Consider the following 18,493-nt stretch of genomic DNA (forward strand, 5'->3'; position numbering starts at 1 on the left):
CGCGCGCCGGCAGGACTTCCTACCGCGCGCCGCCTCGTTTGTTCACCCTGCCGCGGCGCATGGCGGCCACGACTTTCTTGAACTCATCCGAATCGCCGTCTTCAAACACGCCCTCGAGGCGTTCACGCTCTTCAGCCTGACGGACTTCGCGAGTGAGCTTATCCATATAAGAAGCCGCAAGTGCACGCCAAGCCTCCGCCCGGCCATCGACTGCAGCTTGATCTCCCCCCATTGCAGCCCGCATTGGTCCGCGGTCCGCTTCGAGACGCTGTAACACTTCTCCAAACCCGCGCTCGACCAGAGCGGATCGTAATCCGCCCGCGCGCACAAGGTCTTCAGAAGAGCAGGCGTCTAGAACGCCGTCACGCAGGCTGTCAAGCGGACCGAGGGGGAGTTCGGCGAGTGTTTCCGCTTCGCCCTCCGCGATCGACGGCCATTCGATCGCTGCCAGAAGAAGGATGCGCGCGGTCGCGCCGGCGCGCGGCCCCTGCCTGGAGGCTTTAAGCGACGCGGTCGCCGGACCGGCCAGAGGGTCCTTCTCGCGCCGCCAGTTCGACTGACGCTGCGTCCGTCTTCCGGCAAAGCCCGCGCCGAAAAGGTCAGAGAGGCGCCGGTCGAACTCGGCGATATATTCCGCTTTCAGGTCGCCATCCTGGATCTTGCCCGTCAGCGCGCGGAGCCGCTTTCGAAAGCCTGCGCGCTGGTCGGGATCGTCGAGCGGTTCCAGCGACTTCTCGCGGTCCCACAGGACATCGACCAGGGGCCGGGGTTCAGCGATCGCCTCACGCAGCGCCTGGGCACCGCGATCACGCAGCATGTCGTCCGGGTCCTGGCCCTCGGGCAGGAAGACAAAGCGCAAGGTGCGTCCCGCTTCGAGCAGCGGCAGGGCGCGCTCGGCGGCTGTAGCCGCCGCCCGGCGTCCGGCGCTGTCACCGTCAAGGCACACGGTTGGCGCGCCGCCCGCGCGCCATAGAAGACGCAGCTGGTCCTCGGTCAGCGCCGTGCCCAGCGGCGCGACAGCATGGCCGAGCCCGGCGCGGGCAAACGCGATCACATCCATATAGCCCTCGGCCACGATCAAGCCGCGCGCCTTGACCTTGGGATCGGACGCAAAGCGCCGCGCCTCGGGAAAGCGGTACAGACACGCGCCCTTGTGAAACAGCGAAGTCTCCGGCGAATTGAGGTATTTGGCCCGGGCGTCCTTGGACAGCGCACGCCCCCCGAACGCCACGAGACGTCCACGCGGATCGTGAATGGGGAACATGATCCGGTCGCGGAAACGGTCATAGGCCTCGCCCCCGTCGTCGGGCGCGATCAGCAGGCCGACTTCGACCAGCTCTTCCACCCGCGCGCCCTCCGCCGTCAGGAAATCCTTCAGCGCGCGCCGGCTCGAGGGGGCATAGCCGATGCCGAAGCGCTCGCAATCCGCTCCGGACAGGCCGCGGCGTTGAAGATACGAGCGGGCCTCGCCGGCATCAGAGCCGGAGAGCTTGCGCCGGAAGAAGCCCTGCGCGGCCTCCATCCATTCGACCAGAGATTTCTTGCGTTCTTCCTGCCGCGCCGAGTCCGGATCGGGCTTGGGCATGTCGAGCCCGGCCTCGCTGGCCAGCGCCTCGACCGCCTCCATGAAGGACAGGCCCTGGGTTTCCTGAAGCCAGGAAATGACGTCTCCATGCTTCTGACTGGCAAAGCAGTGATAGAAGCCCTTCTCGTCGTTGACGAAAAAGGAAGGCGTGCGTTCCTTCTTGAACGGAGAGAGACCGACGAACTCCCGGCCCTGGCGCTTCAGCGCGACGGAGCGTCCGATGATATCGGACGGACGCACACGCGCCTTGATCTCGTCGATGAAGCCGTCAGGCAGGGACATGAGCGCCTTGAAATAATGACAGGATGGACCAGCCGGTCAGTCTAGACCTGCCGGACCGTCTCCGTCACGCCGGGTTTCACGCGGGCCGGACGGGAAAGACCTACGCCGCGCCGCTCAGGCGCGACTTGACCTCTGCACCGGCCCGCGAGAAATCCATCCGGCCCGAATAGCGGTCCTTGAGCGTGCCCATGCACTTGCCCATGTCCTTCAGGCCGGTGGCGTTCAGCTCACCCACGACTGCGTCGACAGCTTTGGAAATCTCGGCCTCATCCATGGGCCGCGGCAGATATTCGCGCACGATATCGGCTTCCGCGCGTTCGCGCTCGGCCAGATCCAGCCGGCCAGCCTTTTCGTACGTGTCCGCGCTTTCCTCGCGCTGCTTGACCAGTTTCTGGAGCAGCGTCAGCACCTCGCTCTGGCCGCAACCATCGCAGCGGTCCTCGGCGCGGGCCGCGATATCGCGGTCCTTGATCGCGGCCTGAATGAGACGCAGCGTGTTCAGGCGCAAGGTGTCCTTGGCGCGCATCGCGTCCTTCAGGTCGGCGAGAATTCGTTCGCGAATGTGCATTCGAGATCCCTCTGCCGGTCAGACATCCACAGCAAAACCAGCAACTCTTTGTAAAACAAACCGTTTTTAGCAACCTCCGTCTCTTGACGGGCCGGGTTGCCTCTCATACCGTCCGCGCGTTTGTCCAGAGGGCGCACGCATCCGCGTTCGCGCCATCACGGGGTCGCGCGGCGTCTAAGGAGCGGTGAAGTATGTCGGATACGATCGAGAATCAAGTGCGCGGTCCGAAGCGCCGGATTGAAGACCTCACTGCAGACGAGATCAAGGCAGCCACAGGGGCAATACTCCTGGCCGATGGCAGCGTCTTCCTCGGCAAGGGCGCGGGGGCCAGCGGGATTGCGACGGGCGAGCTCTGCTTCAACACCGCCATGACCGGTCACCAGGAGATTCTGGCTGATCCCTCTTATGCTGGGCAAATTGTCTGCTTCACCTTCCCGCATGTCGGCAATGTCGGCGCGAATGTGCAGGACGAAGAAGCCGCATCCGAACCGGCCAGGAAGGCGGCTGTCGGCATGGTCAGCCGTGCCCCCATCACCGCTCCGGCCAGCTGGCGTGCCGAGCAGAGCTTCGACGAGTGGCTGGCGGCACGCGGCGTGATCGCGGTGACCGGCTTGGACACGCGCACCCTCACGCGCCGCATCCGGCAGGACGGGATGCCCATGGTTGCCATCGCTCATGCGCGCGACGGGAAGCTGGATCTCGATGCCTTGGCCAAGCTCGCCCACGACGCCCCCGGTATGGAAGGACGCGAGCTGACCCGGGCTGTGACCGGTGCCGCCGCTGCCGACTGGCAGAGCGCGGACTGGGCCTGGCCGGAAGGCTATGCGCAAGGCCCCAAGGACGGACCGAAAGTCGTCGTCCTCGATTACGGGGTCAAAGCCAATATCCTCCGCCGCCTCGCCGGGGCGGGCGCCTGCGTGCATGTCATGCCGGGCAGCTCGACCGCGCAGGATGTGCTGGCTGAAAAACCGGCTGGTGTCGTGGTTTCCAACGGCCCGGGCGATCCGGCCGAAACCGGCAAGTTCGCGCTCGATACCATTCGCGGCGTGATCGAGGCCGGCATTCCGGTGCTCGGCATTTGCCTCGGTCACCAGATGCTGGCGCTCGCGGTGGGCGCGACGACCGTGAAGATGACTCAAGGCCATCACGGCGCGAACCATCCGGTCAAGAACATCTCCAGCGGGCAGGTGGAGATCGTGTCGATGAACCACGGCTTCGCGGTGGATCGCGACACCTTGCCAACCAATGCCAAAGAGACGCATGTGTCCCTGTTCGATGGAACCAATTGCGGCTTCATGCTGACCGACAAGCCGGTCTATTCGGTGCAACACCACCCTGAGGCAAGCCCGGGTCCTCAAGACAGTTTTGCCGTCTTCGAGACCTTCGTCACCAGCCTCTAGCACTCGCGGCATCGAAACGGGTGCATCCCGGATTCAGGCACGCTATATCAGCATCTTCACGAGTCTTGCGGGAGTAGAACGCGAGGGTGCGCACGCCATTTGCCAATCGCCGGGAATTCCTCGCCGCCGCCAGCGCATTGTCGCTGGCCGCCTGCTCGAGGAATGCTGGCCCGGGCGGTGACGACGCGATACTGCGCGTTGCCCTCGCAAGTGCACCCGATACGCTTGATCCGCTGCGCGGCCAGCTCGCCGTCTCCGCCCTGATGTTCAAGCAGCTGCATGCGCCCCTGACCGAGTACGCGCCCTCCGGCGGGGTAGCGCCGGGTCTGGCCGATGGCTGGCGCAGTGATGACGGTCAGCTTTGGATCTTTCGCCTGAACCCAGACCTCGTCTGGTCGGACGGGACACCGCTGACCTCCGAGGATGTCGTCTGGACGGCCCAGCGCGCGGTCGACCCGATGACCGGCTTCGCGGATCTGGGCGATTTCTTCGCGGTGGAGGGCGCGCGAGAAGCCGTGGCCGGCGAACGCCCACCCGAAGACATCGCCGTCGAGGCGCCCGATCCGCGCACGGTGGTCTTTCGTCTGAACCAGCCGGTCGGCCTGTTTCCGGTCTTCATGCGCGAATTCTATCCACTTCCGCGCCATGCCATCGAGCCCGCGCCGGAGGCCTGGACGCGCGCGGCGGGATGGGTCAGCGCCGGACCCTATGTCCTCGCCGCGCACGAGGAGGGACGCTACCTGCTGCGCCGGAACCGGAATTTCCACGCTGCGCAGAGCGTTTCCATTCCCCAAATCGAGGTTGAGGTCGTCGAGAATGCCGAGGCGAGGGCGCAGCGTTTCCGCGCAGGCGAATTCGATATTTGCGAACAGCCTCCCGCCGGTGAAATCAGCGCCCTGAAGGCCGAGTTCGGCCCGGAACTTCATAGTTTCAACGCCCCCACCCTCACCTATCTGAAGCTCAACCACAGCCGCGCACCGCTGAACGATCTGCGGGTAAGACAGGCGATCTCCCTCTCCATCGATCGCGCCTTTCTGTCAGACACGCTGTTCGACGCAGAGGCCAGCCCGACCGAAACCGTCATCCCTGCCGATGCGCGCCCGGCTCCCGCCGACCTGGATACCGCTGGCGCCCTCCTCGCCGCCGCCGGATACGGTCCCGAACGGCCGCTGCGCCTGGACCTCCGCCTGATTGCCGGCGGGCGGGAACGCATGGCCGCCGCCATCATGCGCGACCTCGCCCGCGTGCATGTCGAGCTGAACCTGGTGCCGAGCGAGGCTCTGGACATGTTCGCGGCCGTGGATGCGGGCGATTTCGATCTCTCCCTGTCCCGCTTCGACCGAGGCCTCAAATCGGACCCCAACTTCATGCTCCAGCCATTCGGTCCGGACGGGTTTGCCGACGATGGCGGCTGGTCCGGCCTGGTTCGCGAGGACTTCGACCTGCTGATGACCCAGGCACGCGCGACCATAAACGCCAACGCCAGGGCCGAGCTGTACCGGCGCGCCGAGCAGCTTCTGCTGGCAGAACAGGCCATCGTGCCGCTACTGCATGAGCGCACCTTCTGGCTGATCGGCGACCGGGTGGAGGGCTGGCGCCAGGAGATTCCGCCGATGCTCTGGCGCGACCTCGATCTGGATTGATCGCTATTCGGTGGATGGAACCAGAGCCAGAATGTCGCCTGGCTCGCAATTGAGCACGTCGCAAATCGCGGCCAGAGTGGAAAAACGCATCCCTTTGATGCGGCCGGTGCGGATCATTGACAAAGCCTGTTCAGAGACCCCGATCGCTTCGGCCAGTTCCTTGGAGCGCATCTTGCGCCGCGCCAGCATCACGTCGAGATTGACCTGAATTGCCGAACTCACAAGATCGTCCTCAACTCGTCATGGGCCCGGCCACCCTCATGAAGGAGTTGGGCGGCGAAGAAAAAGCTGGCGCCCAAAAGCAGAGCGCCCAGATCGCCGCTGCCGACGCTCAACGCAAGCTGGCCGCTCACCTCCGGGCTCAGACCGCTTAGATACGCACTCAGGCCAGCGCCGGCCAGCGGTCCCAGTACGGCGTTCAGCCAGATGGCCAGCGCAAAATTACGCAAGCCGGTCAGACCGCTGACGGCGAAGGGATGGTCGCCCGCGCATTGCCCGAAAAACCTGCCGAGACCCCGCAGCCCCCACGCCATGATAGATGACGGAACCAGAACGATCGCTGCCGCCCCGAGGCGCAAGGGCCAAGCATACCAGTCGTACCGTTCGCCCATATAGGTGGCGCGCTCGGGCAGCATTTCGGGGAATATCGCAACCGGCAGAACGGCGAACACGATCACGAACGCCGCGCCCAGGCGGGTCAGGACGGCGAACACCGCTGCCCAGCCTTGCATCGCCGGGGTGAGACCCTGCTCCGGGCTTTCCGATGCCGCCGCATGCCGCTTGTCCATGGCTTTCATTTATCAATCTCCGAGTTGATCTAATTAAAGTCTTACTTTAATCGATAGCGCATGTCATCCGTCGAAGGGCCGCCTCGATGTACGCATTTGCAGCTTTGGTACTCCTTAGCGCCTCACTCCAATCGGCGCCGCTTCTGCAATGCCATGCTGATCAGAGCTATGAGGGTCCGTCGCCCATCGACCGGCCAGCTGCCCTCCACCTGCCGGTGGCCGTGACGGACACCGCAGCGATTTCCTACGGGCGCGGCATCCAGCTGACCGGCGGCATCGACGCAACCGGTCCGATGCTGATGCATTCCGGCGGCATAACCGGTTTTCGCGCGGCCGTCGCTTACCTGGCCGAGGACGACATCTTCGTCGCGGTCATGGTCAATGATTCCACCGTCCCGGCCGAGGCGGCGCTATGGGCTCTGGTGCGTGCGGCGCGGGCCAGGCGATAGCACGCCGGCACCGGCGCATTTCTCCTCACATCCCCTCTCGCCATCGCGGCGATTCCGCGCTAACACCCGGCTTCAGCATTTTTGAGAACGCCGACACCGCCGCCGTCCGAAGCTCTTCGGAAGGCTGGGCGGGTTCGCGCGCGCCGATATCCCTTCGCCGGACCCTTGCCGCCGGCCAGACACGAGAGAGCCACCATGCCCAAGCGCACCGATCTGAAATCCATCCTGATCATCGGCGCCGGGCCCATCGTGATCGGCCAGGCCTGCGAGTTCGACTACTCAGGAGTTCAGGCGGTCAAGGCACTGAAAGATGAAGGCTACCGGGTCATTCTGGTGAACTCCAACCCGGCCACGATCATGACCGATCCTGGCCTGGCGGACGCCACCTATATCGAGCCGATCACCCCGGAAATGGTCGCCAAGGTGATCGAGAAGGAGCGCCCCGATGCGCTGCTGCCGACCATGGGCGGCCAGACTGCGCTTAACTGCGCCCTGGAGCTGGACCGGCGCGGCGTGCTCGACCTGTTCGGCGTGGAGATGATCGGCGCGCGCGCGGACGTCATCGACAAGGCGGAGAACCGCGAACGCTTTCGCGTCGCCATGGACAAGATCGGTCTGGAAAGCCCGCGTTCGCGCACGGTCCATTCTCTGGCCGAGGCCGAAGCCGTCATGGAAGAACTCGGTCTGCCGGCCGTGATCCGACCGTCCTTTACCCTTGGCGGCACCGGCGGCGGCATCGCCTACAATGTCGAGGAGTTCCGCGAGATCGTCGCGTCCGGGCTTTACAATTCCCCGGTCAACGAGGTGCTGATCGAGGAAAGCGTTCTGGGTTGGAAAGAGTACGAGATGGAGGTTGTGCGCGACAAGGCGGACAATTGCATCATCGTGTGCTCGATCGAGAATATCGATCCGATGGGCGTGCATACCGGCGATTCCATCACCGTCGCCCCGGCCCTGACTCTGACGGACAAGGAATACCAGCGCATGCGCACCGCCTCGATCGCGGTGCTGCGCGAGATCGGCGTGGAGACCGGCGGCTCGAACGTTCAGTTCGCCGTCGATCCCAGGACCGGGCGCATGCTGGTCATCGAGATGAATCCGCGGGTTTCGCGTTCTTCCGCGCTCGCCTCCAAGGCAACCGGTTTTCCGATTGCGAAGGTCGCCGCCAAGCTGGCCGTAGGCTACACGCTGGACGAGATCGACAACGAGATCACCGGCGGCGCGACCCCGGCCTCGTTCGAACCGACCATCGACTATGTGGTCACGAAGATTCCCCGCTTCGCCTTCGAGAAATATCCCGGCGCCAAAAACACGCTGACGACCTCCATGAAGTCGGTCGGCGAAGCGATGAGCATGGGGCGCACCTTCAAGGAGAGCGTCCAGAAGGCACTGCGTTCGCTCGAGACCGGCCTGTCAGGCTTCGACGAGATCGACATTGCCGGGCTCGACCATGCCGACACGCCCGACAGCCGCCGCGCCGCCGTGCTGGCCGCACTCAGCTCGCCGACACCGGACCGGCTGCGCGTGATCGCCCAGGCCTTCCGCGAGGGCCTGAGCGTCGACGACATCTACGCCGCCTGTTCCTACGAACCCTGGTTCCTGCGCCAGATCGAGGAGATCATCCACACCGAGGAAGACGTTTCCACGCTGGGCCTGCCCGACGATGTCGAGGCGATGCGCGCGCTCAAGGCGGACGGCTTCTCGGATGCGCGGCTGGCGCAGCTGACCTCAATGGAGGAAGTCGACGTCCGCGCCCATCGGCGCAAGCTCGGTGTGCGCCCGGTCTTCAAGCGTGTCGACACCTGTGCCGCCGAGTTCGAAGCCGCGACGCCCTACATGTATTCCACCTACGAGACCGGGGAATGCGAGAGCGAGCCGACGAACCGCAAGAAGGCGATCATCCTGGGCGGCGGCCCGAACCGGATCGGACAGGGCATCGAGTTCGACTATTGCTGCTGCCACGCGGCCTTCGCCTTTGCAGAGATGGGCATCGAGTCCATCATGGTGAACTGCAACCCGGAGACGGTCTCGACCGATTACGACACCGCTGACCGGCTCTATTTCGAGCCGCTGACCGCTGAAGACGTGCTCGAGCTCATCGAGACCGAGCGCTCCAACGGCGAGCTGCTCGGCGTGCTCGTGCAGTTTGGCGGGCAGACCCCGCTCAAGCTCGCCGCAGAGCTGGAAGCGGCCGGGATCCCGATCCTGGGCACCGCGCCGGACGCGATCGACCTCGCCGAGGACCGCGAACGCTTCAAAGCGCTGCTAGACGATGTGAAGCTGCGCCAGCCGCCCAACGGCATTGCCAAGTCGGTCGAGCAGGCGACCGAGATCGCCAAAGAGCTTGGCTTCCCCCTGGTTCTGCGCCCCTCCTTCGTCCTCGGCGGCCGGGCCATGGAGATCGTTCGCGATCAGGAGAGTTTCGAGCGCTATATCCGCGAGGCCGTTCACGTCTCCGGTAAATCCCCGCTGCTGCTCGACCGCTACCTCACAGACGCCAGCGAAGTCGACGTGGACGCGGTGTGTGACGGCGAGACTGTCTGGGTTGCCGGCGTGATGGAGCATATCGAGGAGGCCGGCGTGCATTCGGGCGATTCTGCCTGCGCGATCCCGCCCTACTCGCTCTCGCCCGAACTCATCGAGGAGCTCAAGCGCGAAACCGAGGCCCTGGCCCATGCGGTCGGCGTGATAGGGCTGATGAACGTGCAGTACGCCGTCAAGAATGGCGAGATCTTCGTGCTCGAGGTCAATCCGCGCGCCAGCCGCACCGTGCCCTTCGTCGCCAAGGCGATCGGCGCCCCGGTTGCCGCCATCGCAGCCAAGGTCATGGCCGGCGCCAAGCTGTCCGAGTTCAACACCAAGCCGTCCGATCCGGGCCATGTCGCGGTGAAGGAAGCGGTCATGCCGTTTTCGCGCTTCCCTGGCGTCGATCCGGTTCTCGGCCCGGAAATGCGGTCGACCGGCGAGGTCATGGGCATCGATGCGCGCTTTGAAGGCGCCTTTGCCAAGGCCCAGCTCGGAGCGGGGGTCAATCTGCCGCGCACCGGCACGGTCTTCGTCTCGCTCAAGGAGAGCGACAAGGCCTTCATGATCGAGTCGTGCCGCAAGCTGACCGAACTCGGCTTCTCGCTGGTGGCGACCGGAGGGACCGAGAAGACGCTGCGCGAAGCCGGCGTGACGGTCGCGCGCATCAACAAGGTCTTCGAAGGTCGGCCCCATATCGTGGATGCCATCAAGAACGGCGACATCCAGCTCATCTTCAATACGACCGAAGGGCGTCAGTCGCTGATCGATTCCTATTCGATCCGGCGCACCGCTCTGGAGCTGAAAGTTCCGTGCTACACGACCGCGTCTGCCAGCCGCATCTGTGTGCAATCCATTGCGGCGATCGACGCGGGAGAGCTTGAACCGCGCTCCTTGCAATCCTATCGTAGTGGATCGGCCTGACCGGGCGGCATTTCCGCCACGGCCGGTACGTCCGACTCTGACGGGAAACTCTCATGCAGAAAATACCAATGACGGCCGAGGGCCATCAGGCCCTCGACGCCGAGTTGAAGCATCTTAAGAGCGTGGAACGCCCGGCGGTGATTCAGGCGATCTCCGAGGCGCGCGAGCACGGCGACCTGTCTGAGAATGCCGAGTATCATGCCGCCAAGGAACGCCAGGGCTGGATCGAAGGCCGCCTGCAGGAGCTTGAGGACAAGCTCGCGCGCGCCCAGGTCATCGACACGTCCAAGATGTCGGGCGACACGGTCAGATTCGGCGCGACGGTAACTCTCGTGGACGAGGACACCGACAAGGAAGCGACGTACAAGATTGTCGGCGACGACGAGGCCGACGTCAAAGCCGGCAAGATCTCGCTTTCTTCCCCGATCGCCCGCTCGCTGATCAACAAGGACACCGGTGACGTGGTCGAGGTGAATGCCCCCGGCGGCGTGAAATCCTACGAAATCCTCAAGGTTGAGTGGAAGTAAGGCAATCTGGCTCATGCACGGACCTGGAAATGCTGCGGCCCTGCCCGGAGCTGTCTCGGGTTCGTCTTGATACCGCCGCCCTTGCGCTGCGATGACCGCTCGCGCCGCGCGCTTGCCTGACGTGTTACTGCGTCGGCGCAGCGCAGCCATCATGCGTGCAGCCATTGTCAGCGGCCGCTTGCTGCTGCCCGGAAACCGGTGACCCGTCCTCCCGCAAGAGCGCCATGATCTCCGCGCCGATCAGCATGTCTTGAGTGTGCCCGAATTTCTGCTTTCTCAGATTGCCCTGGCGATCAATGAGAATCGTCGTCGGTGTGCCCTGCATCTGATAGGCCGTCATGGTCCTGGGCAGCCCACGGCCATCCGGCGGCGCATCGATTCCCACCGGAAATGTGATCCGGTATTCATGCAGGAAAGCCGCAAGCGCCTCTTTCGACCCCTGCGCCGTGTGATGTTCGAACACCGTGTGCAGACCGATCACCGCCAGGTCGCTTTTACTGAACAACTCCCTCGCGCGCATGGCCTGCGGCAGCGAATGGGATACGCAGCCAGCGCACAGCATCTGAAACGCTTCCAGAAGGACGACCCGGCCGCGCAGGGATTCGAGCGTGACCGGTTCCGGTACATTGAGCCACTCGGTCGTCTGCAGTGGCTTGGCGGGGCGGAGTCTCATTGCGGCGATCCTCGTCAGAACTCGCGCCAATAATCATTGGCCGCGGCGATGGTCTGATAGTGGATGGCGACCACCTGACTCGAGGCGATCAGCGCATCGGCGTCTCTGGAGTATTTCGGGCGTAGCCGGTTCAGAACCTCCGCGTCCGGCTGCGTGGCCTTCACGCCGAGGCGGGACAGCTTGATCGCAAGCTGGAAACCCGCCTCCGGCGTTGGAGCGACAAGGCTATCCGGAAAGCCGGAGAGCATATCCGTCATCGAGATTACTCCGCCATGACCTTGCCGGGCATCGAGAGGTCACCGGATGCGATGTCATGCACGCCAGTGACACACAGCAATGGGGCTTGCCCTGTTTCGTTGACCTGCAACTGAGCGGTCACGGCGTCGAACGAGACGTTTTCAGCACCGGCCACCGGCACGGTAATCCGTGCGAGGCGTCCATCGAGGACCGGACTCATGCCGGGGCTGTCCAGGGCGATGGGCAGGCCGGGCGCGGTAGCGGGCAGCAGGTCCTGGCCCGGGGAGACATCGCGCACTTTCAGGCCTGCGCCGCAGGCGACATCTTCGGTCAGAACCACCCAGTGCGAGTGCCAGTCGGCGCCGTCATTGTTCGGGTCGCCATCCTGGTCCTCATCGAAGAGTGGCGTGTCATCGAAATCAGGATGTGCCGTGATCGCGAGTGCCAGAATGCCGGAGTCTGCATCGAAACCCACGGCGTCCGGATCCAGGCTGGTGGGCCAGACATAGGCCTCGACCCGGGCGCCGGTCAGCTGGCCCGTCGGAGACGGCTTCACACTGCCCGCGACGCCGGCGACTTCCATGGCGAATGTCACGAGGCGACCGTCGGTGGAGGCTTGTGTGCTGGTGACATCGAAGGCTGGCGGGATATCGGGATTCACCTCGCTCTCGATCGGGTGGGCGGACGCTGAACCGGCGGCGCCGGTTGCCAGCATGATGGCGAGGGTCAAGCGTTTCATGAGTTTTCTCCTTTAGTATCGAGTCGATACTGTCTCATAGCACGCTCGGCCGCTCTTGCAAGAATTGTTTTTAGTCGATACAAAAAAACATGTCCGATTTCGCCGCCACTGCGCTGCTTGAACGCCTCTCGCGCGTCATCCACAACGACGCACATGCCAGCGGTCTCAAACCCACTCAGTGGGAAGCCCTTCGCTTCCTCGCCCGGGCCAACCGGGTTTCCCGCAGCCCAGGGGCGCTGACGGGGTTTCTGGGCGTGACCAAGGGAACGGTGTCCCAGACGCTGCAGGCGCTCGAACGAAAGGGGCTGATTGAAAAGACGACGGCAGATGGCGACCGCCGCGGCGTGAAGCTGGACCTGACTCCCGCCGGGCGGACCCTGCTCGCCGACGATCCGTTGACCGATCTCGACGCCAGCCTGGCCGCAATGCCGCCTGAAGCCCGCGATCAGCTGAGCACATCTTTAGAACGGCTCATGACGGAAATGCTCGCCCGTCGTGGAGGGCGGGCCTTTGGCGCATGCCGAACCTGCCGGCACTTCACGCGCGGACATCGTGAGGGCGCACCGTATTTCTGCGCCCTGTTGCGTGCGCCACTGTCCCGGGAGGAAAGTGAACAGATTTGCATCGAACAGGAGACGACCGCTTGATGTCCCAAACCGAACGCACGTGCTTCATCGTCTCCGACGGACGCCGCGGGATCGAGAATCAGGCTCTGGGCCTGGCCGAGGCGTTGAGCGACCTGACGCCGCTGCGCCTGATGCCGGTCCATGTCCCGCGAACCGGACCGATTCCCGACCCCGGACCGATCGCGCCCGAGGTCTGGATTGGCTGCGGGCGGGCCGCGGTGCGCGCGAGCGAGGTCCACCGGCGCGCCTTTCCTGATTGCACGATGGTCTATATCCAGCATCCGCGCGAAAACATGGCGCGTTTCGATCTGGTCATTCCTCCGCGCCATGACCGCCTGGACGGGCCGAACGTGTTCTCCATCCTTGGCTCCGCCAACCGGATCACGCCGTCACGCCTGGCCGAAGGCGCGGCCCCGTTCGCATCGCGCATGGCCGGCTTCGGTACGCCCCGCGCCGCCGTGCTGATCGGCGGGGACTCCCGGCACCACCGGTTTGATGAAGCGGTGAATACCTATCTGATCGAGCGCCTGGCCTTCCTGCGCGCCTGCGATGTGGCGCTGCTGATTACCGTCTCGCGGCGCACCCCGGACGCGTTGAAGGATGCGCTTCGGGAGCGGTTCTCACATGATGAGGGTGTCTGGCTTCACGAGGATGGCGCCCCGAACCCGTATTTTGCCTTCCTTGACGGCGCCGACTGGATTTTCGTCACCGAGGATTCCACCAATATGCTGACCGAGGCCGCGGCGACCGGAAAGCCGGTGTTTCGCCTGCCGGTCGCGGGCGATCCCGGCAAGTTCAGGCGCCTTTACGCCGAGCTTGAGGCCTATGGAGCCGTGCGCCCTTTCCTCGGAAGACTGGACCGGTGGCGCTATCGCCCGCTTCGCGAAACCGGGCGCGCGGCGCAGCGCGTGCTTGAAATTCTCGACGCGAAATCCCACTCCTGAACATCAACGGTCAAATCGGTCAGGACCTGGCGCGAATCCCGTCAGGTTCGGACCGAAATCATGAGAGAGGATCAGCCATGAGCGAGTCGCGCCACGCGAAAGTCGTCATTATCGGGTCGGGCGCTGCCGGCTATACCGCCGCCATCTACGCGGCGCGTGCCATGCTCAAGCCCATGCTGATCGCGGGATTGCAACCGGGCGGACAGCTGACCATCACCACCGATGTCGAGAACTATCCCGGCTTCGCCGAGCCCATACAGGGGCCCTGGCTGATGGAGCAGATGAAGGCCCAGGCCGAGGGTGTCGGCACCGACATGGTCAGCGACATCATCGTCGAGGCGGACCTGAAGGCGACGCCCAAACGTCTCGTCGGCGATAGCGGCGCGGTCTACACCGCCGACACCGTCATCATCGCCACCGGCGCCAGCGCGAAATGGCTGGGCCTGGAAAGCGAGCAGAAATATCAGGGCTTCGGCGTGTCGGCCTGCGCCACGTGCGACGGTTTCTTCTATCGCGACAAGGAAGTCTTCGTGGTGGGCGGCGGCAATACCGCTGTCGAAGAAGCACTGTTTCTGACCAACTTTGCCAAGAAGGTGACGCTGGTTCACCGCCGCGACGAACTGCGCGCTGAAAAGGTGATGCAGGACCGCCTGTTCAAGCACCCCAAGATCGAGGTCGTCTGGAATAGCGAGCTGGATGAGATCCTGGGCCAGGACAAGCCGATGCCCGGCGTCACCGGCGTGCGCCTGAAAAATACGCAGACCGGCGAGACCGAGGAACGCGCCGCCGACGGGGTGTTCATCGCGATCGGCCATGCGCCCGCAACCGAGCTCTTCATCGACCAGCTCGAAACCAAGCCGGGCAATTATCTCGTCACCAGACCGGACAGCACCGAGACCGCCATTCCCGGCGTCTACGCGGCAGGCGACGTGACCGACGACAAATACCGCCAGGCCGTGACCGCAGCCGGCATGGGCTGTATGGCCGCCCTCGAGGCCGAACGCTATCTCGCGGCGCGTGAAGCGGCGGGCGAGCCCGAGCCGGACGCGGCGGAGAAAGAGAAGACCGACGCGGCGTAGCGATATATTATAACGTTGCGTGAGTTTCATTTGGCGTAGCGGGCCGGTCGCGGTATCGACACCGGTATGACCCAGTCCGCTACGCCAGCCGTCCTGATCGAGGATTTGCGCTTTGCCTACGCGCGCAAATCGCCTCCGGTTCTCGATATCGCCCAATTCCGTGTCGATCCGGGTGAGCGCGTTTTCCTGCGCGGCGCGTCGGGAAGCGGCAAATCGACCCTGCTCGGCGTCATCGCGGGCATTCTGGACGTCTCGCACGGGCGGATCGAAGCGCTCGGCACCGACATGGCGCATGCCGACGCGGCCACGCGCGACCAGACGCGGGCGGAGCGTCTCGGCGTCATCTTCCAGATGTTCAACCTGCTGCCCTACCTTCCGGTGGGCGAGAATGTGATGCTGCCCTGCCGCTTCTCGGCCGGACGCGCGCGGGCCACGAAGGTCAATGGCGGCCCGGCCGCCGATGCGCGGCGTCTCCTGAGCCGGCTGGAGCTCGATCCCGCAGAGTACTGGAACGCCGCGTCGCGCAGCCTGAGCGTCGGCCAGCAGCAGCGTGTCGCCGCAGCGCGCGCCCTGATCGGCCAGCCCTCACTCATCCTGGCCGACGAACCGACCAGCGCGCTGGACACCGACCGCCGCGACCGCTTCATCGCCCTCTTGCTGGAGGAATGCGCGAGCAGCGGGGCGGCCCTGCTTTTCGTGAGCCATGATGGCGGGCTGGCGCCTCATTTCGACCGGGCGCTGGATCTCTCCGAGATCAACCGCGCCGGCACGGGAGAAACCGCATGAGCCGCTTCCCCCTGCCCCGCCTCGCCCTGCGCTCGGTGCTGAACCGGCGCGCGACGGCCCTGCTGACCGCCCTCACCGTCGCCATCTCGGTCACGCTCTTCCTGGGGGTGGAGAAAGTGCGCCACGGCGCGCGGGCGAGCTTCGAGAACACGATCTCGGGGACCGACCTCATCGTCGGCGCGCGCTCCAGCCCGATCAATCTGTTGCTCTACTCCATCTTCCATATCGGCGACCCGACCAATGCGATCAGCTGGCAGAGCTATGAGGCCGTGTCCGGCGCGCCCTCGGTCGCCTGGACGGTTCCGATCTCGCTGGGCGACTCCCATCGCGGCTTCCGCGTGGTAGGGACCGACAACCGCTTCTTCGAGCACTACAAATACGCCAATCGCCGCGACCTCGAATTCGAGAATGGCGGTCCGCTTGAAGACACGTTCAGCGCGGTGATCGGCGCGCGCGTCGCCGACGAGCTGGGCTATGAGGTCGGCGGCGAGCTGATCGTCGCCCATGGCGGCGGGGAGTTCAGCTTCGTCCAGCACGACCAGAATCCGTTCACGCTGACCGGCATCCTCGCGCCGACCGGAACGCCCGTCGACCGCTCGGTCTTCGTGCGGCTGGACGGGCTCGACGCGATCCATGACGGGGCGGGGCCCGGGGAGGATCACGCCGGAGACGCCCACACCGAAGACGACCACGCCCACGCTGAACCCGACCAGATCACCGCCTTCCTGGTCGGGCTGGACCATCCGGCCGCCGCGCTGCGCCTGCAGCGCCAGGTCAACACCTATCCCGACGAAGCCCTGCAGGCGATCATCCCCGGCATGGCGCTGGTCCAGCTGTGGAGCGTGATCGGGGCGGCGGAAACCACGCTGACCCTGATTGCCGCCTTCGTGGTGCTGACCGGGCTGGTGTCGATCCTGACCGCCATCCTGACCAGCCTGAACGAGCGCCGGCGCGAGATGGCGATCCTGCGCGCGCTCGGCGCCCGGCCGCATCATATCTTCGCCCTGCTGGTCAGCGAGGCGGCGCTGCTGGCGCTCGCCGGGGCCGTGCTGGGCACCGCCCTGACCTACGGCCTCCTCGCCGTCCTCGCCCCCGTGCTGGAAGCGCGCTACGCGATTTTGATCGCGCAGCTCTGGCCGGGCCTCTACGATCTGGCCATTGTGGCCGCAGTGACCGGCGCCGCCGCGCTTCTGGGTGCGTTTCCCGCCTGGCGGGCCTACCGCAACTCGCTGGCCGACGGTATGACCATTCGGGTCTGACCATCGGGGTCTGACCGGTCCTGAACGGACGGCGGATGATAACCGCTGCCGCCACGGGCCGATCGGGGAGAGGCGCGCATGACGCTGGACTGGGACAAGCTGAAGACCTTCCACGCTGCCGCCGAGGCCGGCTCGCTGACGCGCGCATCCGACGCCCTGCACCTCTCCCAGTCGGCCGTCAGCCGCCAGATCAGCGCGCTGGAAGCCGAGCTCGGGGTCAAGCTCTTCCACCGCCATGCGCGCGGGCTGCTGACCACGGAGCCCGGCCGCCTCCTGTTCGAGGCCACCAGGGACATCGCCGCCAAGGTCGCCTTCGCCGAGGCCCAGGTGCAGGACAGCCGCGACGAGCCCACCGGGCTCCTCCGCGTCACCGCCCCCACCGCGCTCGGCGCGCTCTGGCTCGCCCCGCGCCTCTATCGCTTCCGCGCCCTCTACCCGCTGATCAAGCTGCGCCTGCTGCTGGCCGACCATGAGCTCGACATCGCCAATCTGGAGGCCGACGTCGCCATCCGGCCCTGGGGCTCGACCCAGAACGACCTCATCCAGCGCAAGCTCATGGATGTCGACCAGCACCTCTATGCCAGCCCCGCCTATCTCGACCGCGCCGGCCTGCCGGATTCCATCGAGGCGCTGGACCGCCACGACATGGTCGCCTACGGGCCGCGCCATCTCGCGCCCATCCCGAACCTGAACTGGCATCTCGTGCTGGGCCGGGAGAAGGGGGCCAAGCCGCGCGAGGCCGTGATCGAGGCCAACACGATCAACGCCATCATGAAGACTGCCGAGGCGGGCCTGGGGATTGCCGGCCTGCCCGACTATGTCGCGCGCGAGAACGAGAATCTGGTCCGCGTCCTGCCCGACATTGACGGCCCCGCCTTCGAGACCTTCTTCGTCTACCCCGAGGAGCTCAAAGGCTCGCGCCGCGTCATCGCCTTCCGCGAATTCCTCATCGAAGAGGTCAAACGCTGGGAACAGTAGGGGGTGTGCGCGAGCGGGTCAGCCCGGCGCATGCCCCTGTCCGGTAACGTCGAACCAGAGATCGCGCCAGCCCGGATTCATCGCTTCGACAAGCTCCAGCTTCCACGCCCGGCGCCATCGTTTGATGCGTTTCTCGCGCAGGATCGCCGCCTCGACATCGGCGTGCATCTCATACCAGACGAGGATTTTTGCGTTGTAGCGCCGCGTAAATCCGCCCACCACGCCGTCGCGGTGCTCGGCCGCCCGCCGGATCAGGTCGGAGGTGACACCGGTATAGAGCACGCCGCGCGGCCGGTCGGTGAGGATGTAGACGCTATAGCGATCCATTCTCAGATATTCACGGGCCTGACGCCCCTGTCACCCGAATTCAAAAATAAAAACTGTCACCCCGGGCGAAGCGCAGCGGAGACCCGGGGCCTCGCGCGGGTGACGAGTGCGAGCGAGCATCCCTCACGAGATCCCGGCTCTCGCTGTGCTCGGCCG

19 protein-coding genes are annotated in these 18,493 nt (G+C 65.1%); 11 read left to right on the forward strand and 8 right to left on the reverse strand.

Annotation, left to right across the window (positions count from 1 at the left end; all coding sequences use genetic code 11):
* Positions 1 to 19 precede the first annotated feature (19 nt).
* Entirely contained in the window at positions 20 to 1,867 is a 1,848-nt protein-coding gene (gene dnaG / locus E5162_RS06940; protein ID WP_135944313.1) for a DNA primase, read from the reverse strand.
* 100 nt (positions 1,868 to 1,967) lie between these two features.
* Positions 1,968 to 2,435, reverse strand: a complete 468-nt coding sequence (locus E5162_RS06945; RefSeq protein WP_135944314.1) for a GatB/YqeY domain-containing protein — start codon at positions 2,433 to 2,435, stop codon at positions 1,968 to 1,970.
* A gap of 191 nt (positions 2,436 to 2,626) precedes the next feature.
* Here E5162_RS06945 and carA point away from each other — a divergent pair, with 191 nt between their 5' ends.
* On the forward strand, positions 2,627 to 3,835 hold the full coding sequence (gene carA, locus E5162_RS06950; RefSeq protein ID WP_135944316.1) for a glutamine-hydrolyzing carbamoyl-phosphate synthase small subunit: 1,209 nt from the start codon (positions 2,627 to 2,629) through the stop codon (positions 3,833 to 3,835).
* A gap of 86 nt (positions 3,836 to 3,921) precedes the next feature.
* Positions 3,922 to 5,478 (forward strand): peptide ABC transporter substrate-binding protein, encoded by a 1,557-nt coding sequence (locus E5162_RS06955; RefSeq protein WP_135944317.1) that lies wholly within the window; start codon positions 3,922 to 3,924, stop codon positions 5,476 to 5,478.
* A gap of 3 nt (positions 5,479 to 5,481) precedes the next feature.
* Here the strand turns inward: E5162_RS06955 and E5162_RS06960 are convergent, their stop codons facing one another.
* Positions 5,482 to 5,667, reverse strand: a complete 186-nt coding sequence (locus E5162_RS06960) for a helix-turn-helix domain-containing protein (protein ID WP_135945092.1) — start codon at positions 5,665 to 5,667, stop codon at positions 5,482 to 5,484.
* A gap of 29 nt (positions 5,668 to 5,696) precedes the next feature.
* The gene (locus E5162_RS06965) at positions 5,697 to 6,275 is read right to left on the reverse strand and encodes a hypothetical protein (protein WP_158291226.1); all 579 of its coding nucleotides are present in this window, start codon (positions 6,273 to 6,275) and stop codon (positions 5,697 to 5,699) included.
* Between the two features lie 212 nt (positions 6,276 to 6,487).
* On the opposite strand from E5162_RS06965, the gene E5162_RS15160 reads away from it, so the two are divergent.
* The 3 genes from E5162_RS15160 (at position 6,488) to greA (ending at position 10,689) form a co-directional block, all read left to right on the forward strand.
* The gene (locus E5162_RS15160) at positions 6,488 to 6,715 is read left to right on the forward strand and encodes a hypothetical protein (protein ID WP_308610784.1); all 228 of its coding nucleotides are present in this window, start codon (positions 6,488 to 6,490) and stop codon (positions 6,713 to 6,715) included.
* A gap of 195 nt (positions 6,716 to 6,910) precedes the next feature.
* Positions 6,911 to 10,162, forward strand: a complete 3,252-nt coding sequence (gene carB / locus E5162_RS06975; protein WP_135944323.1) for a carbamoyl-phosphate synthase large subunit — start codon at positions 6,911 to 6,913, stop codon at positions 10,160 to 10,162.
* 53 nt (positions 10,163 to 10,215) lie between these two features.
* Positions 10,216 to 10,689 carry a transcription elongation factor GreA gene (gene greA, locus E5162_RS06980; RefSeq protein ID WP_135944325.1) on the forward strand — a complete coding sequence of 158 codons (474 nt, stop codon included), beginning with the start codon at positions 10,216 to 10,218 and terminating at the stop codon, positions 10,687 to 10,689.
* Between the two features lie 124 nt (positions 10,690 to 10,813).
* Here greA and E5162_RS06985 read toward each other — a convergent pair whose 3' ends face one another.
* Genes E5162_RS06985 through E5162_RS06995 form a run of 3 tightly spaced genes read right to left on the reverse strand, consistent with a single transcriptional unit; the run spans position 10,814 to position 12,338 of the window.
* Positions 10,814 to 11,362 carry a redoxin domain-containing protein gene (locus E5162_RS06985; RefSeq protein ID WP_135944327.1) on the reverse strand — a complete coding sequence of 183 codons (549 nt, stop codon included), beginning with the start codon at positions 11,360 to 11,362 and terminating at the stop codon, positions 10,814 to 10,816.
* A gap of 14 nt (positions 11,363 to 11,376) precedes the next feature.
* Positions 11,377 to 11,619, reverse strand: coding sequence for a hexameric tyrosine-coordinated heme protein (locus E5162_RS06990; protein WP_135944329.1), 243 nt, complete (start codon positions 11,617 to 11,619; stop codon positions 11,377 to 11,379).
* Positions 11,620 to 11,624: 5 nt separating this feature from the next.
* Positions 11,625 to 12,338 carry a hypothetical protein gene (locus E5162_RS06995; protein WP_135944331.1) on the reverse strand — a complete coding sequence of 238 codons (714 nt, stop codon included), beginning with the start codon at positions 12,336 to 12,338 and terminating at the stop codon, positions 11,625 to 11,627.
* 89 nt (positions 12,339 to 12,427) lie between these two features.
* Between E5162_RS06995 and E5162_RS07000 the strand changes: the two genes are divergently transcribed.
* From E5162_RS07000 to E5162_RS07025, 6 genes are all read left to right on the forward strand, one after another.
* Positions 12,428 to 12,985, forward strand: a complete 558-nt coding sequence (locus E5162_RS07000) for a MarR family winged helix-turn-helix transcriptional regulator (protein WP_135944333.1) — start codon at positions 12,428 to 12,430, stop codon at positions 12,983 to 12,985.
* A complete protein-coding gene (locus E5162_RS07005; protein ID WP_135944335.1) occupies positions 12,985 to 13,908 on the forward strand; it encodes a mitochondrial fission ELM1 family protein in 924 nt (307 codons plus the stop codon). The genes E5162_RS07000 and E5162_RS07005 overlap by 1 nt, the downstream gene beginning before the upstream one ends.
* A 77-nt stretch (positions 13,909 to 13,985) precedes the next feature.
* Positions 13,986 to 14,987, forward strand: a complete 1,002-nt coding sequence (trxB, locus tag E5162_RS07010) for a thioredoxin-disulfide reductase (RefSeq protein ID WP_135944336.1) — start codon at positions 13,986 to 13,988, stop codon at positions 14,985 to 14,987.
* A gap of 66 nt (positions 14,988 to 15,053) precedes the next feature.
* The gene (locus E5162_RS07015; RefSeq protein ID WP_135944338.1) at positions 15,054 to 15,773 is read left to right on the forward strand and encodes an ATP-binding cassette domain-containing protein; all 720 of its coding nucleotides are present in this window, start codon (positions 15,054 to 15,056) and stop codon (positions 15,771 to 15,773) included.
* Entirely contained in the window at positions 15,770 to 17,032 is a 1,263-nt protein-coding gene (locus tag E5162_RS07020) for an ABC transporter permease (RefSeq protein ID WP_135944340.1), read from the forward strand. Before E5162_RS07015 ends, E5162_RS07020 begins: the two co-directional genes overlap by 4 nt.
* 78 nt (positions 17,033 to 17,110) lie before the next feature.
* On the forward strand, positions 17,111 to 18,010 hold the full coding sequence (locus E5162_RS07025) for a LysR family transcriptional regulator (RefSeq protein WP_233342056.1): 900 nt from the start codon (positions 17,111 to 17,113) through the stop codon (positions 18,008 to 18,010).
* Positions 18,011 to 18,028: 18 nt separating this feature from the next.
* On the opposite strand, the gene E5162_RS07030 is transcribed toward E5162_RS07025, so the two are convergent.
* Complete coding sequence (locus E5162_RS07030; protein ID WP_135944341.1) at positions 18,029 to 18,337, reverse strand: GIY-YIG nuclease family protein; 309 nt, start codon at positions 18,335 to 18,337, stop codon at positions 18,029 to 18,031.
* Positions 18,338 to 18,493: the final 156 nt, after the last annotated feature.

It is taken from the genome of Marinicauda pacifica (genome assembly GCF_004793635.1).
Lineage (GTDB): Bacteria > Pseudomonadota > Alphaproteobacteria > Caulobacterales > Maricaulaceae > Marinicauda > Marinicauda pacifica.